The following is a 14,577-nucleotide window of genomic DNA, read 5'->3' on the forward strand; positions in this document are numbered from 1 at the left end:
TCACACTGCCGCGTAGCGGTTCGCGGGCCTGCCCAGCCCCAGCAGGCCGCGCAGCGTGCTCGCCTCGTAGTCGGTGCGGAACGCGCCCCTGGAGCGCAGCTCCGGGACCAGCCCGCGGGTGATCGCGGTCAGGTCGTGCGGGATCGCCGCGGGCCGCAGCCGGAAGCCCGACAGCCCGGCGGCGTGCAGGTCCAGCAGCACGTCGGCCAGCTCCGCGGGCGTGCCGACGAACACCCGGGTGTCCGAGGCGTACTCGGCGCCTGCCCAGTCATCCAGCCGCGCCTTGTGCTCGCGCGCCGCCTGCGTGGTCTCGCCCAGGAACACCACCAGGTCACCGAAGACGTGCAGCGTGTCGCGCTCGCGCCCGGCCACGGCCTGCTCCTGGCGCACCACGGCCAGGGTGTCGACGGCCTCGGCGCGGTCCAGCGGCGTGATGTAGACGACGTCGCCGGAGCGGGCGGCCAGCCGGTACGGGATCACCGCGTGCGCCAGCGAGGTCACCACGGGCTGCCCCTGCGGCGGTCGCGGGGTGATCGAGGGTCCCTTGACGGAGAACCACTTGCCCTCGAAGTCGATGTAGTGCAGCTTGTCGCGGTCGACGAACCGGCCGGTGGCCGCGTCGCGGATCTCCGCGTCGTCCTCCCAGCTGTCCCACAGCCGCCGCAGCACCTCGACGTAGTCGGCGGTCTCGTCGAACAGTTGCGACACCGGGCTGACTTGATCACCCAGCTTCGCGTCGGCCAGGTCGACCTCGCCGATGTCGCGCCTGCCGAAGAGCCGGTTGTCCTCCTGCGTCCACGCCACCCGCACCCGCACCCCGGCGCGGCCGGAGCTCACGTAGTCGAGCGTGGCGATCGCCTTGGACAGGTGGAACGGCTCGGTGTGGGTCACCACCGCGGTCGGCACCAGCCCGATCCGCGAGGTCAGCGGCGCGACCCTGGCCGCGACCAGCACCGCGTCCAGGTGCCCGTCGACCTGGTCGGTGCCCGTGCCCGACGGGTTGAACGGGTCGACCCGCGGCCCGAGCGTGTCCTCGATGGTCACGAAGTCCAGCGCGGCCGACTCGGCCTCGCGCACCAGTTCCACCCAGTGGCCCGCGCTCAGCAGCTCGCGCGGGCGGGCGTCCTCGGCCCGCCACGCGGCGGGATGCCAGCCAGCCGCGTCCAACGCCACCGCCAGATGTGGTCCGGTTGTCACCGGCGGCCCCCTTCCCCGATCGGTCGTCCCCGCGGTGATCCGGTGATCTCCGCGCAGCCGGATTGTGCGCCGCGGTGGCGCGCGTCGGCAGGGACGGCCAAGTCGTGGGAATCAGACCCGGGCCGGGAATAAACGCCGGGTCAGAGCGACAGGCCCGCGTACAGGTAGGCGCCGGTGGTGGGGTCGGTGACCAGCACCACCGTCTCGCCCTGGCGCGGCACGGTGATCCTGGGCACGACGGTGCGCAGCGGCACCGGTCGCCGCCCGCGGCCGGGTTCCACGCTCACCAGCAGGTCGACGACCGGGTCCTGGCCGACCACGTACCCGGTGACGGTGACCGACTCGACCCTGGCCTTGGTGGCGCTCGCGCCCATGGCCAGCAGGTGCTGCGCGGTCGCGGGCAGCGACACCGCGCCCGCCGCCGTGGTCGGCGGCACCGTGGTCGGGGGCACCGGAGTCGGAGCCGGGGTCTGGGGCGCGACCGTTGCCCCACCGGTGTTCCCCGGGGGTTCACCCGCGTGTCGCCCGTGCTTGCGCTCCCGGCCGAACAACCCCATCCGACGACCCTCTCCCGACCTTGCTTGGTACAGACAACTCGTGCTGACTGTCCGAAGTGTACGGCCGGGCGCGGATGGGGCTGCCGCCGGGCGCGCGGCTCAGCCCGCCATCGCCATCGCCCGCTGCCTGGCCCGGTGGCGCACCGCGTTGACCCGGTTGGCGCACCGGGTCGTGCAGAACTGGCGGTTGCCGCCCTTGGAGATGTCGATGAACACCACCGCGCACCGGTCGTCGGCGCAGCGGCCGAGGCGGTGGCCGCCCTCGTCGCAGAGCACGTAGGCCAACCCGGTCGCGGTGACCGCGCGGACCCGGTTGACCACGCCCTCGCCCTCGCCGTGGTAGTGCAGGTGCGGTGGCTGGTTGTCGTGGGTGGAGATCATCGGTCGGCTCGCGGCCTGCTGCAGCAGCGCGTTGATCACGTCGACCCGGCGCTGCTGGGACATCTCGCCGAAGGCGGCGTCCAGCTGCTGGGTCCACTGCATGATCCGCGCGGCTTCCGGCCCGGACGGTTCGGGGAGCGTGGGGGCGTGGCGGGTGATGACGGCGGCGACCTGGTCGCGGTCGAAGGTGCCGCCCCGGCCCAGGTTCACCAGGTCCGCGGCCATCGCCGCGGCCGCTCCGCCATAAGTGTTGAAGCGCATAATGCCATTACTCCACACTCCCGGCATGTTTGGCAATGACCAACCTGAGAACGACCGTCCGGCCTTATCGGTTACGCCGCCTGCCCCGCGAGGTGGGACCGGGCGGCCCACGGTCGCCGCGTCCGATCCGCCGATACCCCCCTACCGGTCCGCCCGGGCGGTGCCCGGCGGTCGCCGATGAGCTCCACCAGGGCGACCAACCCGCTCGTGCTCGTCGCCGTGCAGATGCTCAGCCTGCAGGTCGGCGCCGCGGTCGCGGTCGGGCTGATGGCGCACGTGGGCATCGTGGGCGCGGCGTTCGCCAGGGTCGCGCTGGCGTGCGCGGTGGTGGGGGTGCTGCTGCGGCCGCGGCCGCGGTTGCCCGACCGGCGCTCGCTGCTGCTGGCCTGCGCGCTGGGGGTGGTGATCGCGGTGATGAACACCGCCTACTTCGCCGCGGTTGTCCACTTGGGACTGGGGCTGGCCACGACGATCGAGTTCCTCGGGCCGTTCCTGGTCGCGGTGGTCGCCGCCGGGCACGCCTCGGACGTGTTCTGGGCGCTGGTGGCGGCCGCGGGCGTGGTGCTGATCGCCGGGGTCGGCGAGGTGAGCGGGCTCGGGTTGGCGCTCGGGCTGCTCGCCGCGGCGTGCCGCGCCGGGTACATCCTGCTCACCCGCGCCGTGGGCGGCGCGGTCGACGGCGCGTCCGGGCTGTTCGTGGCCCTGGCGGTGGGGACCGTGGTGGCGGCGCCGTTCGCGCTGGAGGCATTGCCCGGCTTCGGGGACGTGGGTGTGCTCGGCTTGGCCGCGGCGGTGGCGGTGCTGTCCTCGGCGGTGCCGTACCTGTGCGACATGGCGTCGCTGCGCAGGTTGCGGACCGCGTCGTTCAGCGTGCTGTTGGCGCTATCGCCCGCGGTCAGCGCACTGGCCGGGCTGTTGCTGCTCGGTCAGACGTTGTCCGCGCCGCAGTGGTGCGGGGTGGGGGCGGTCGTGTTGGCGGGCACCGCGAGCGTGCTCACCACGGTTCGCGAGGACGGCACCCAGGAGAGCGCCCAGGACGGCGGTTAGTCGGCGGGCGCCGAGGGCGCGGGCAGCGTGATCGCGCCGGACGGGTGCGCGCCCGCCGGGGAACCCGACATCAGCGCCGCGGTCTCGCGGCCCGCCTGGCACAGGCCGCGCACCGCGACGCAGACCGCCGAGCTGTCCGCGCCCGGGCGCCAGACCACCACCAGCTCCGAGTCCATCCCCTCGATCGGCACGAACCGCAGGTCCCGGTTCACCGCGTCCCACTCGGCCAGCCGCGGGCACAGCGCGAGGCCGACGCCCGCGGAGACCGCGGCGAGGGTGTCCACCGCGTACTCGGCGGTGTGCTCGACGAACCGCATGCCCGCCACCGGGAAGCCCTCGGCGCTGCCGACCCGGATCAGCCGCTCCGCGCCGACCTCGGCCACCGCGACCGAGGACCGCGACGCCAGCGGGTGGTCCCACGGCATCACCAGGCAAGTCGGCACGACCGCGGCGGTGGCCTCTTCGACGTCGTCGGGGAACTTGGGCAGGTACGGCCGCCACAGCAGCGCCGTGTCCACCTGGCCGTGGCGCAACTGGTTGAGCTGGTTGCCGAAGTTGGTGTAGGTCGGCACCAGCTGCATCGGCTCGTGCGCCACCAGCCGCGCGGCGCGGGCGATCACCTGCCCGGTGCCCCAGCCGACGTGCCCGATGCGCACCGCCCGCCTGCCCGCCCCGGCCCGCCTGCGCACGTCGGCGAGCCCGGTGTCGAGCACCGAGATCGCCGACGTGGCCACGGCGAGCAGGTCGCGACCGGCCTCGGTGAGCCGGACCGAGCGGGTGCTGCGGTGGAACAACCGCAGCCCGATCTCCCGCTCGAACGCCGCGATCTGCTGGCTCAGCGCGGGCTGGCTCAGGTGCAGGTACCGCGCGGCGCGGCCGAAGTGCAGCTCGTCGGCCAGCACCAGGAAGGACCGCACCTTCTCGGTACCGGGGAATCTATCGCTCACCACTGCCGCACCGCCTCGGCGGTGTTCACCTCAATGGGCATGGAAATCCCCAGTCGGCGTGTCCGCGCAAATCCGTCGTTCGCTCGTTGTCGCCACAGAAAAGGGCGAGTCGAGGTCAAAATATCGACGCGGAAGTGCGCACGGCTACCGCCGATCGGGTGATCGCCTCCGTTGATGGTCGGATTGTTTGGCCACAGCACCGCACTCTCGCGACGGGGTGACCAGGAGTTTTCCGCCGAACAGCGGTAAATACTGACTTATTTTCTGCCCTGTTCCCAGTTATCCGTGGAAATAGTGCTTTACATCACCTGGGAATCGTCGTCGGCCGCCGTGACGGCCCGGTGCACACCGCGCCAGTACTCGGCGGTCAGCGTCAGGAACGTGTCGTAGCCCGACACCAGCACCGCGAAGTCGCCCTCGGTGCGGCACACCGCGGCGGCGGAGGTGATCGCCTCCCGCTTGTGTTCCTTCTCCGCCTCGCCGATGTGGACGTAGAAGTACTCGCACGCCTCGTGGAAGTCGTCCTCGCGCGGCCACAGCGGTTTGTAGTTGCGCACCCCTTCGTAGAGCCGGGTCAGCATGGCGAACGCCAGGTGCTCCTGGGCCAGCAGCGCGCCCTGCACGACCCGCTGGTCGGTCGAGGAGAACAGCTCGCGCTGCCCGGCGCTGAACGCCGCCGTGCTCGGCAGCGGCTCCTCCAGCGACAGTTCCGCGGTGCTGACCTCGTGGCCCGCCAGCCGCGAGAGCAGGTCGCACAGGAAGTTCTCCAGCAGCACCAGGTGCGCCTTCTCGGCGTTGCCGTTGCCGTACTCGGAGTACAGGTTCTTCACGCACTCCACCCTGGCGGCCAGATCGGTCGTGTTGAGCACCGAGAGCGCCACCATGACCGCGGTGAACCTGGTGCGCGACAGGTATTCCCTGGCGAACACCCGCACCGCGGGGTAGGGGAGTGGACCACCCATCCACAGCCGGTAGAAGTCGTTGTCGATGGCGGGCGTGGTGTCGATGTCGGCGACGACGGCGGCGACGCGCGCGGCGCGGTCGGTCGTGGCGTGGTGTTGGACCAGCGTCATCGGAGCTTCGATCCCCTTCGCTGTGGGCGGCGCCCGAACGGCGCCCGTGCCCGGCGACCGTAACGACGGTGCGCGGCCGAGGTCCAGTCGCATTGGCTGATGACCGTTATTCCATTCCGCTATCGGCCCCGGTCAAGCCGATGCCCGCCCCGCCGACTGTGCCGCGGCCGTTGCGCGCTCACCCCTTGACCGACCCGGCGAGGCCGGAGACCAGCCTGCGCTGCACCAAAACGAAGAATATGAGCACCGGGATCGTCATCAGCGTGGACCCGGCCATGATGGCGCCCCAGTCGTTTTGGTCCGGTTTGACGAACACCTGCAGCGCCAGCGGCAGCGTCTGGTTCTGCGCCGCGGAGATGATGAACGTCTTGGCGAACAGGAAGTCGTTCCAGGCGTGGATGAACGACAGCACGCTGGTGGCGACCAGACCGGGTGCCACCAGCGGGAACAGGATCCGCCAGAGGAAGGTCGAGCGGCTCGCGCCGTCGATCGCGGCGGCCTCCTCCAACTCGACCGGCACCGCGGCCACGAAACCGCGCAGCATCCAGATCGCGAACGGCAAGCTGAACGCCAGGTGTACTAGAACCAGTGATCCGAGGTGGTTCAACCCGAACGCCGGGACGGATTCGCCGACCGAGCGCATCAGGAAGAACAGCGGAACGGTCAGCGCTTCCACCGGAACCATTTGCACGACCAACAGCATGATCAGCATGGTCGTGCGCCCGCGAAACCGCAGCCGGGTCAGCGCGGCGGCCGCCAGGAATGCCACCAGCATGCTCAAGGCCACCACCGCCAGCGCCACGACGACGCTGTTGAGGAAATAGCGGCCCAGGTTCTGCACGGTCAGCGCCCGCACGAAGCTGTCCAGGCTCGGCCGCAGCGTCCACGGCACCGGATCGGCCGAGATCACCTCGTCCTGCGGCTTGATCGCGGTCAGCACCATCCAGAACAGCGGGAACGCCACCACGCCCGCGACCACCACGGTCACCAGTTCGGCGACCCCGCGCCCGACCCGGCGGTTCCCCACCCGGCCCGGCCTGGCCCTGCCCGATCTCGCCTTGGACCCCAACCCGGCCCGCCCCGACGGCACCGCCCTGGTCGCAGCTGCCCGAACCGTCACAGCACCTCCCCGGACCGGCGCAGCGCGCGCAGGTAGAACCCGGTGACGGCCAACAGGATCAGCGTCATCACGACCCCGATCGCCGAGCCGAGGCCGTACTCCGAGGCCGCGAACGCCTCCTGGTAGGCGTAGACGTTGAGCACCAGGTTGCGCCCGGCGATGCCGCCGCCCCCGGTCATCACGTAGACCTGGGTGAACACCTTGAAGTCCCAGATGATCGACTGGATGGTGACCACGATCAGCAGCGGCCGCAGCAGCGGCAGCACGACCGAGGTCGCCGTGCGCCAGCCCGACGCCCCGTCGAGCGCGGCCGCCTCGAGCACCTCCGGCGGGATGGCCCGGATCCCGGCGAACAGGGTGATCATCACGAACGGGAACGAGCACCAGACGACCTCGGCGGCGACCAACCCGAACGCGGTCCACTTGCCGTAGGTCCAGGAGAACCCGTCCAGGCCGAGCAGGCTGTTGACCAACCCGAAGTTCGCGTCGAACAGGAACAGCCAGATCGTCGAGCCCGCCACCGCGGGGGTCGCCCAGGCACCCAGCGCGGCCAGGAACAGGCAGCCGCGCGCCCACGGCCGCACCCGGGTGGCCAGCACCGCGAGCGCGGCGCCGAGCACCAGCGAGCCGACCACGCACACCGCGGCGAACCCGACCGTGTGCCCCAGCACCGACCAGAACTTGGCGCTGCCCAGCAGGGTGCCGTAGTTGGCCAGGCCCAGGAAGGTCAGCGGCGCGCCGCCGCTGACCTGCTCCTGCCCGTAGTCGAACAGCGAGATGACCACGAGCTGGTACACCGGGTAGCCGAGCAGGGCGACGAGCACGAGCAGCGCGGGTGCCAGGTAGGCCAGCGCCGCCCGGCCCTGCCCGCGGGTGGCGGGCCCGGCGGTCACGACGAGAACGCCGCGTTCATCGCCGCGGCGGCGGTCTTGGTCGCCGCGTCGACGTCCTTGCCGCCGCCGGAGATCTCCTGGAGCATGGTCGGCAGCACGGCCTGCGCGTCGATCTTGGCCCAGCTCGGGGTCACCGGGACGAACCGCGTCCCCGCCTCCAGCGTGGTGGTGAACGGCTTGAGGAAGGGGTCGGCATCGGCGACCGCGCGCTGCACGTCGGCGAAGGTGGGCAGGTTGCCCATCGCGTCGTACATCTTGCGCTGGTACTGCTTGCCCGCCAGCAGCTGGGTGAACTGGGTGGCCAGCGTGCGGCGCTTGGTGCCCGACAGCACGCCGAGCAGGTTGCCGCCGGAGAAGGCGGGCGCGACCGAGCCGGGTTGCTTGCCGGGCAACGGGACCACGCCGTACTTGCCCGCCGCGGCGCTGGCGTCGACCGACTTGCGGTTGAAGTCGCCGCCGATGGTCATCGCCGCCTTGCCGCCGCGGAAGTTCTCCACGCTGGCGTCGCCGCCGTTGCCCGCGCACTGCGCCGGTGGGCAGATGTCGTCGCGCAGCAGCTCGGTGTACTGCGCGATCCCGGCCTTGGCCTGCGGCGAATCGATGGCCGAGGTGTACTTGTCGCCCTCGCGGGTGGCGACGTCGCCGCCGTTGGCCCACACGAACGGCAGCGCGCCGTAGACGTACTTGCCGCCGACGGAGATGCCGATCAGCTCCGGCTTGGCCGCCCGGACCCGCCTGGCCAGCGGCGCGATCTCGTCCAAAGTGGACGGTGGCTGCAGGCCGAGCTCGGCGAACACGTCGGTGCGGTAGTACAGCGCGCGGACCCCGACGTACCAGGGCACCCCGTGCACCTTCCCGCCGACCTTGGCGGTGTCGAGCACCGCGGGCAGCAGGTCCTTGCCCTCGGCCCAGCCCGCGACATCGGCGGTGAGGTCGGCGAACCCGCCCGCGGCGACGTAGCCCGCCAGGTCGGTGTTGCCGAACTCGGCGACGTCGGGCGCGCTCGCGGGATCGCTGAACGCGGCTTTGAACCGCTCCGCGCGCGAGGACACCTGGATGTACTGCACGTCCACGGTGACCCCGGCGTGCTTGCCCTGGAACTCGGCGACGGCCTCCTGGATCACCTTCTCCTTGGCGGTCCGGTTCACCTCGTCGAACAGCCACACCCGCAACTGCCCGGTCGTCTCATCGGAACCCGACTGCTGCGGACCGGACTGGACCGGGGCGCACCCGGCCGTCACCACCAGTGCCGCTAAGCAGGCCAACCACTTGCGCATCTCTCAACCCCGTCCCCGAGAGTTGCGCTGGACGCAATTCTCGTTTCATGGAGAGCAACGTGTCGGCGATCGTATGGGCGGGGCCGGGGCATGGCAAGGTCTGGACCAACTGCGCCGGGTCCTGGTTTCCCGTCGACCACGCCAGCCCCGTCCGTGGCACCATGGACAGCGGCCCGGTCGGCGACCCCGACGGCCACCCCTCGGTCCGGCGTGCGGACAATCCGCCGCGCTCTGTTCCCGGGCACCCCCTTGACAACCGCTGTTGCCCCCGGGGCAAATGGAGCGGTGACCGACGCCATCGACTCGCTGCTCGACGCCGTTGGCCCCCGCCTGCGCGCGCTGCGGCTGCACGCCAAGGCCACCATCGCCCAACTCTCGGCCAGCACCGGCATCTCGGCGAGCACGTTGTCCCGCCTGGAATCCGGGCGGCGACGGCCGACCTTGGAACTGGTGCTGCGGCTGGCCCTCGCCCACCGGGTGCCGCTGGAGGAGTTGCTCGGCAGCGCGCCGACCGGTGACCCGAGGGTGCGCGCCAGCGCCCGCCGCCTGCGCGGTGTCAGCTACCTGCCGTTGACCAGGAGCCCCGCCGGGATCCAGGCCTACAAACTGTCCTTCGCCGCGGGTACCTCGACCGGGCCCGACCCGATCGCGCACGAGGGGTACGACTGGCTCTACGTGGTGACCGGCCACCTGCGGCTGGTCATCGGCGCGCGGGACGTGGTCCTCACCGCCGGTGAGGTCGCCGAGTTCGACACCCGCGTGCCGCACTGGTTCGGCAACCCCGGCCCGACCGCCACCGAGGCGTTGGGCCTGTTCGGCCCGCAGGGCGAGCGCGCGCACGTCCCGACCCGACCGTGAAGGAGGCCGCGCATGCTCGCGGTGAGCACCTACAGCGAGGACTACCTCGAGGCCTGCCGCGACCGCGTCGCCGAGCACGTCGGGGTGTACCGGGCGATGGTGGGCAGCGGCGCTGGCGCCGAGTTCACCGCCGCGGTCGCCGCGTTCGAACCGGTCTTCTTCAACAACCTCGTGCTGGTGCTGGAGACCTCGTTCGTGCACCGGTTGCGCGGCAAGGAGGGCAAGGACGGCAACCCGCTCAACGAGGTCCGGCTGCTCAGCGCCGCGCTGCTGGCCGACGGGCTGCTGCGGGTGGACAAGGGGATCAGCTGGGACCCGGCGCGGTCGGTGCTCGGCTACGCCGCCGGTGACCGGGTCGAGGTCCGCGAGCGGGAGTTCCTGGCGTTGGCCGAGGCGTACTTCGCCGATCTCGCCGCGAAGTACCTCTAGTACCTCTGGTGACTAGCGCCTAGTCCTTGTCGGCGCGCTCGCCGAGCAGTTGGCGCAGCTGCTGCTCGGCCCAGAGGTCCTCGGCGATCTCCTTCTCCGTGGAGCCGATGCCGACCGCGAGCAGAGACAGCGCGGTGAGCACGCCGAGGACCATCGCCAGCGGCCCGAAGAACGCGGCGGCGTCGACCCCGGTGATGGCCCCCGGCCGCTCGGACAGGGTGTTGACGATCATGGCCGCCATGCCGGTGTAGTGCATGCCGTTGACCGCGATGCCCATGATCAGCGCGGCGGCCGCGGTCGCGGCGATGCCCCGCACGTTGAGCGTCGCCCACAGCGCGGCGGTCGCGGCGACCACGGCGATCACCACCGACAGCACGACCACGGCCACGTTGTAGTCGACCGTCGCGCCCATGCGCATCGCCGAGATGCCCAGGTAGTGCATGGACGCCACGCCGATCCCGGTGATCGCGCCCGCGCCGACGAGCCTGCCCCAGCTCACCTTGCCGTGCACCACCGCGGTCAGCCCGACGGCGACGATGCCGACCGCGACCAGCAGGCTGACCACGGTGCGCGGCAGGTCGTAGCGGATCTCGGTGCCGTCGACGGCGAACCCGGTCATCGCGACGAAGTGCATGACCCAGATGCCGGTGCCGCCGATGGAGACCGCGCCCAGCGCCAGCCAGCCGCGCCGCGACCAGCCGCTGTGCGCGCGGGCGCGCTGCATGCTGAGCAGGCCGAGCGCGCACCCCAGGCAGGACATGAGGTACGACAACGCCGGGGTCACCGCTCCCGCCGAGAAGTGGTGCACGTGGTCCATGGTCATCCGTTCGACGGTCGAGACAGCGACTCAGCAGACCACGCCCGCCCGCGCCGGACCAATTCCCCAGTGTGAGAGATGACTCATATTCACTGTCTCTTGTGGACTGTGTTGACCAGGGGTTATTAAGATTCTCCCGCGAGGCGAGCGCCGGTTCGGCTACTGTGCGTGACTTCTCAGGGGGCGGCCAGCGCCTCGGTCGGCGCGAGCCGGGCCGCGCGGATCGCCGGGTACAGCCCGGCCACCACCCCGATGAGCAGTGTCGCGGCCAGCCCGCCGCCGCTCGCCCACACCGGCACCAGCGCCGCCCAGGACTGGGTGGACGCGTAGAGGGTGGTCGCCACGACACCCAGGAGCACGCCGCCGACCCCGCCGAGCGCCGACAAGAGCAGTGACTCGGCCAGGAACTGGACCCGGATCTGCCCCCTGGTCGCACCCAGCGCCCGGCGCAGCCCGATCTCCGCGCGCCGCTCGAGCACCGAGATCACCATCGTGTTCGCCACCCCGACCCCGCCGACCAGCAACGCCACCGCGCCCAACCCCAACAACAGCCCCGTGAACGCCTTCGACGTCGCCTGCCTCGCGGCCAGTGCGTCTGACGGACGGGACACCCGGACCTCACTTGGCGCCGCCGGGTTCGCGGTAGCGGCCAAGACCGCTCTTACCGCCTCTACCGCCGAGTCGGCTGTCCGCGTATAGACGGTTGTCGGGTTCCCATCGAAGTTGAGGTAGGTCCGCGCGGCAGGCCAACCGATGAGCACGGCGGAATCCACCTCAGGAGCCAACGGGACCACGTCGAGGAGACCAACGACGGTGAACCACATCCCCCCGACGTAGACCTGCCCACCGACCGCGTTGATCCCCAACCTGCGCGCGGCACCGGAACCGAGCACAGCCGCCGGGTACCTCTCGGTCGCCGCGTTGAGCCACGTCCCGGCGGTGTTCCTGGCGCCAACAGTGGCCGGTAGGTCCAAGTGCGCCGCGTGGACCGAGATGCCGCCGGTCTGCGCCTCCGGGATCCGGTCGGTCCTATAGGCGTGCGCGTCGGGGACCTTGCCGATGGCAGCCACCTGGCGTACCGGCCCGATCCGACCGATCATCGCCACCGACTCCGGCGGCAGCGAGGCGGTGCCACCGATGAGCGTGCTGCCGGGGGAGACGGTGAGCAGATTCGTGCCGAGCTTGGCCAACTGCCGGTCCACCTCCGCCCGGCTCGACGCCGAGATGCCGACAACCGCGGTCATGGCCGCGATCCCGATGGCGATCCCGAGCGCGGACAGGAACACCCGCAGTGGCCGTGTCCGCAATCCGGCGCTACCCACCCGCAAGACATCCCGCGGCCGCAATCGAGCTGGGTTGAGCCCCACCTCAGACCACCTCCCCATCCCGCAAGGCGATCTGGCGCGGTAGAGCCGCCGCGACTTCCCGGTCGTGGGTGATGACCAGGACCGTTGCGCCTGCCGCGTTCAAGGTCCCTAAGAGCGCCATCACTCCCGCTCCCGCCGCCGAGTCCAGGTTGCCTGTGGGTTCGTCGGCGAGGAGCAGCGCCGGGGAGCCGACCACCGCTCGGGCGATCGCCACCCGTTGTCGTTCCCCGCCCGAGAGTTCGTGCGGTACGTGGGTGACCCGGTCGGCCAGTCCCACCTCCGCGAGCGTCTCCTCGGCGCGCCGCAGCCGCTCCCTTCGCGGGGTGCCCGTGTAGTGCAGCCCGTCGGCGACGTTCTCCAGGGCTGATAGGCCTGGTGCCAGGTGGAACTGCTGGAACACGAACCCGATCCGCCGCGCGCGCAGCGCCGAGAGCCTGCGGTCGCCCAGGGTGGCCACGTCGTGCCCGTCCACCCGCACGACGCCCGAGGACGGCCGGTCGAGGGTGCCGATCAGGTGCAGCATGGTCGACTTGCCCGACCCGGACGGGCCCACGATCGCCGCCAGTTCCCCGTGCCGCACCGACAGCGACACCCCTCGCACCGCTGTCACCCCGCCGGGGTACACCTTGCTGACCTCGTCCAGTTCGACCACCGCGCTCACGCGGGAACCCCCACCGTCTGGCCCTCGCCCACACCGGTCACCTCGACCCGTCCCGCCGCGAACAGCCCGGTCTCCACGGCCACCACCCGGCCCGTCCCGCCGTCGACAACCTCGACGCCGTAGCCGCCCTCGGCCAGCGCCAGGAGCGCGCCCACCGGCACGGTCAGCACGTTCTCCCGGCGGGACGCGACAAAGCCGACGTCCACCGACGCCTGGTCCAGGCCCGTTAGCGCTGCCTCGTCATCCGGGGTGATCGTGACCCGCAGCTCTGTCGATGGCTGCGCGTCGGGACCGTTGCCCTCGTCGACGACAGTCGCGGTAGCGGCCACCTTTCCCTGCAGCGATTTCCCGCCTGGTAGCCCTACCGTGACCGCAGTGCCCTTCACGGCGATCGCCTGGTCGGCTAGATCCAGGTCTACCGTCACCACCCGCGCAGAGCCGGTGTACTCCAATAGCTCTCCACCCGGCCGCAGTTCATCACCCACGGCCGTCTTAGCGGTATCCATTCGAATCGACCCGGGCGCATAGTGCACCCGGCCTAGCTCAACGACTCCGGTCTCGGCGAGCGCAAGAGCGTCCTGCCACTTCTTCACGGCGGTAGCGGTCGCCGAGGAGTACTCGTCATCGACCGTGAATCCCTTGTACCCCAAGGCCGCCAGGTTCTCCTCGAACTGTTTGACGTCAGCCCCCTCTGTGCCGACTGACAACGCCCGGTACGCGGGAAGAGACCCATAGAGCAGCACCACAGGTGTGTTGTCCACCTGACATAGTGCATGTCCACGTTGCACAACACTGCCCACCGCCGGTAGCCCTGTCACCGTCCCTTGTAGTCGCCCGGAGATGGCAGTCTTGTCGCCGTAGCCAAGAGACCCCTTCTCCTTGCGGGTATCCACCAACGTCTGCCGGGTCACCTTCGCGGTGGCGGACGGTGACGCCCTAGGGGGCTCCTCGCGCGGGGAACCGAACCCGAATCCCGTCGCGGCCACCACAGCGCCACCCACGGCGAGCACCACCGTCGCACCGACCGCGATCCTGCCTTTGCTCACCCCTCGCTCCTCGTCTCCCGCCGCGGCTGCTGGCCGTCGGCGGGCTTGGGCAGGAACCGGTCGCACTTCTGCTCGGCTGCCTTGAACTCCGGGCTTTCCGGGTTGAGCCCGCCGTCCTTGTCCGCCTCGATGCGGATACCGCCGGTCTCGTCGGGGTCGGGGAAGTCGGGAACGCCGTTCTCCCGCATGCACCGCGCCATCTCGCGGGACTGCTCGACCATCTCCGGGCTGGGCTTGCCCGGGTCCCCGCCGTTGGGCAGGTGCTTGCGGCACGCCGCGTTCGCCGCGTCGATCGCCTCCTTCCCGCCCCCCCTCCGGCACCCGCATCTGGATCCCGCCCCGCCCACCCGGCTCGGGGTCGGGCACGTCGATCCCGTGCTCGCGCATGCACCGGGCGAACTCCAGCACCCGCTCCTCGTCCGAGCGGGGGTCCGCGGTCCCCGCCGCCGACCTCCGCGACCCGTCCACCGACGCCACCCCCGCGTCGCCGTCCTCGCTCGACCCGCAGCCGGTCACCCCACCCAGCAACGACCCGACCACCAGCACCGCGGCCACGACCACCCGCATGGCGCTCCCTCCCGCGCCGGGCCCGTCCCGACGCGGGTCGAAGTAGAGCGGCCCGCCCGTTTCCCGGCCGTCGACGCAA

The 14,577-nt window shown here is 71.2% G+C and carries 17 protein-coding genes; 4 read left to right on the forward strand and 13 right to left on the reverse strand.

The features are described from left to right. The 3 genes from LV75_RS19485 to LV75_RS19495 form a co-directional block, all read right to left on the reverse strand. Nucleotides 1–1,197, reverse strand: a complete 1,197-nt coding sequence (locus LV75_RS19485; RefSeq protein ID WP_253888376.1) for an LLM class flavin-dependent oxidoreductase — start codon at nucleotides 1,195–1,197, stop codon at nucleotides 1–3. A gap of 140 nt (nucleotides 1,198–1,337) precedes the next feature. Continuing rightward, nucleotides 1,338–1,754 carry a hypothetical protein gene (locus LV75_RS19490; RefSeq protein WP_253888377.1) on the reverse strand — a complete coding sequence of 139 codons (417 nt, stop codon included), beginning with the start codon at nucleotides 1,752–1,754 and terminating at the stop codon, nucleotides 1,338–1,340. A 99-nt stretch (nucleotides 1,755–1,853) separates the two neighbouring features. Continuing rightward, complete coding sequence (locus tag LV75_RS19495) at nucleotides 1,854–2,396, reverse strand: CGNR zinc finger domain-containing protein (RefSeq protein WP_253888378.1); 543 nt, start codon at nucleotides 2,394–2,396, stop codon at nucleotides 1,854–1,856. 177 nt (nucleotides 2,397–2,573) lie between these two features. Here LV75_RS19495 and LV75_RS19500 point away from each other — a divergent pair, with 177 nt between their 5' ends. After that, the gene (locus tag LV75_RS19500; protein WP_253888379.1) at nucleotides 2,574–3,443 is read left to right on the forward strand and encodes an EamA family transporter; all 870 of its coding nucleotides are present in this window, start codon (nucleotides 2,574–2,576) and stop codon (nucleotides 3,441–3,443) included. Here the strand turns inward: LV75_RS19500 and LV75_RS35560 are convergent. From LV75_RS35560 to LV75_RS19525, 5 genes are all read right to left on the reverse strand, one after another. Beyond that, nucleotides 3,440–4,390: a LysR family transcriptional regulator gene (locus LV75_RS35560; RefSeq protein ID WP_253888380.1), complete on the reverse strand. Its 951-nt coding sequence runs from the start codon at nucleotides 4,388–4,390 to the stop codon at nucleotides 3,440–3,442. The two genes, LV75_RS19500 and LV75_RS35560, sit on opposite strands and share 4 nt — an antisense overlap. A 299-nt stretch (nucleotides 4,391–4,689) precedes the next feature. After that, on the reverse strand, nucleotides 4,690–5,463 hold the full coding sequence (locus tag LV75_RS19510) for an iron-containing redox enzyme family protein (protein ID WP_253888381.1): 774 nt from the start codon (nucleotides 5,461–5,463) through the stop codon (nucleotides 4,690–4,692). A 178-nt stretch (nucleotides 5,464–5,641) separates the two neighbouring features. After that, a complete protein-coding gene (locus LV75_RS19515) occupies nucleotides 5,642–6,490 on the reverse strand; it encodes a carbohydrate ABC transporter permease (protein WP_253888532.1) in 849 nt (282 codons plus the stop codon). Between the two features lie 89 nt (nucleotides 6,491–6,579). Continuing rightward, entirely contained in the window at nucleotides 6,580–7,476 is an 897-nt protein-coding gene (locus LV75_RS19520) for a carbohydrate ABC transporter permease (RefSeq protein ID WP_253888382.1), read from the reverse strand. Next, nucleotides 7,473–8,753 (reverse strand): extracellular solute-binding protein, encoded by a 1,281-nt coding sequence (locus tag LV75_RS19525; RefSeq protein ID WP_253888383.1) that lies wholly within the window; start codon nucleotides 8,751–8,753, stop codon nucleotides 7,473–7,475. The genes LV75_RS19520 and LV75_RS19525 overlap by 4 nt, the downstream gene beginning before the upstream one ends. A gap of 285 nt (nucleotides 8,754–9,038) precedes the next feature. On the opposite strand from LV75_RS19525, the gene LV75_RS19530 reads away from it, so the two are divergent. Further along, a complete protein-coding gene (locus LV75_RS19530) occupies nucleotides 9,039–9,611 on the forward strand; it encodes a helix-turn-helix domain-containing protein (RefSeq protein WP_253888384.1) in 573 nt (190 codons plus the stop codon). A gap of 12 nt (nucleotides 9,612–9,623) precedes the next feature. Further along, a complete protein-coding gene (locus LV75_RS19535) occupies nucleotides 9,624–10,040 on the forward strand; it encodes a hypothetical protein (protein WP_253888385.1) in 417 nt (138 codons plus the stop codon). A gap of 19 nt (nucleotides 10,041–10,059) precedes the next feature. Here the strand turns inward: LV75_RS19535 and LV75_RS19540 are convergent, their stop codons facing one another. The 5 genes from LV75_RS19540 to LV75_RS19560 all read right to left on the reverse strand — a co-directional run bounded on the left by LV75_RS19540 (nucleotide 10,060) and on the right by LV75_RS19560 (nucleotide 14,152). After that, nucleotides 10,060–10,863 (reverse strand): MHYT domain-containing protein, encoded by an 804-nt coding sequence (locus LV75_RS19540; protein ID WP_253888386.1) that lies wholly within the window; start codon nucleotides 10,861–10,863, stop codon nucleotides 10,060–10,062. Nucleotides 10,864–11,033: 170 nt separating this feature from the next. Continuing rightward, the gene (locus LV75_RS19545; RefSeq protein WP_372504197.1) at nucleotides 11,034–12,224 is read right to left on the reverse strand and encodes an ABC transporter permease; all 1,191 of its coding nucleotides are present in this window, start codon (nucleotides 12,222–12,224) and stop codon (nucleotides 11,034–11,036) included. A 1-nt stretch (nucleotide 12,225) separates the two neighbouring features. Then, complete coding sequence (locus tag LV75_RS19550) at nucleotides 12,226–12,885, reverse strand: ABC transporter ATP-binding protein (protein ID WP_253888388.1); 660 nt, start codon at nucleotides 12,883–12,885, stop codon at nucleotides 12,226–12,228. Beyond that, nucleotides 12,882–13,931 (reverse strand): peptidoglycan-binding protein, encoded by a 1,050-nt coding sequence (locus tag LV75_RS19555; RefSeq protein ID WP_253888389.1) that lies wholly within the window; start codon nucleotides 13,929–13,931, stop codon nucleotides 12,882–12,884. Before LV75_RS19555 ends, LV75_RS19550 begins: the two co-directional genes overlap by 4 nt. Continuing rightward, the gene (locus tag LV75_RS19560) at nucleotides 13,928–14,152 is read right to left on the reverse strand and encodes a hypothetical protein (RefSeq protein ID WP_253888390.1); all 225 of its coding nucleotides are present in this window, start codon (nucleotides 14,150–14,152) and stop codon (nucleotides 13,928–13,930) included. The genes LV75_RS19555 and LV75_RS19560 overlap by 4 nt, the downstream gene beginning before the upstream one ends. A gap of 164 nt (nucleotides 14,153–14,316) precedes the next feature. On the opposite strand from LV75_RS19560, the gene LV75_RS19565 reads away from it, so the two are divergent. Beyond that, nucleotides 14,317–14,544 (forward strand): hypothetical protein, encoded by a 228-nt coding sequence (locus LV75_RS19565; RefSeq protein ID WP_253888391.1) that lies wholly within the window; start codon nucleotides 14,317–14,319, stop codon nucleotides 14,542–14,544. Nucleotides 14,545–14,577 lie beyond the last annotated feature (33 nt).

Source organism: Actinokineospora diospyrosa (genome assembly GCF_024171925.1).
GTDB lineage: Bacteria > Actinomycetota > Actinomycetes > Mycobacteriales > Pseudonocardiaceae > Actinokineospora > Actinokineospora diospyrosa.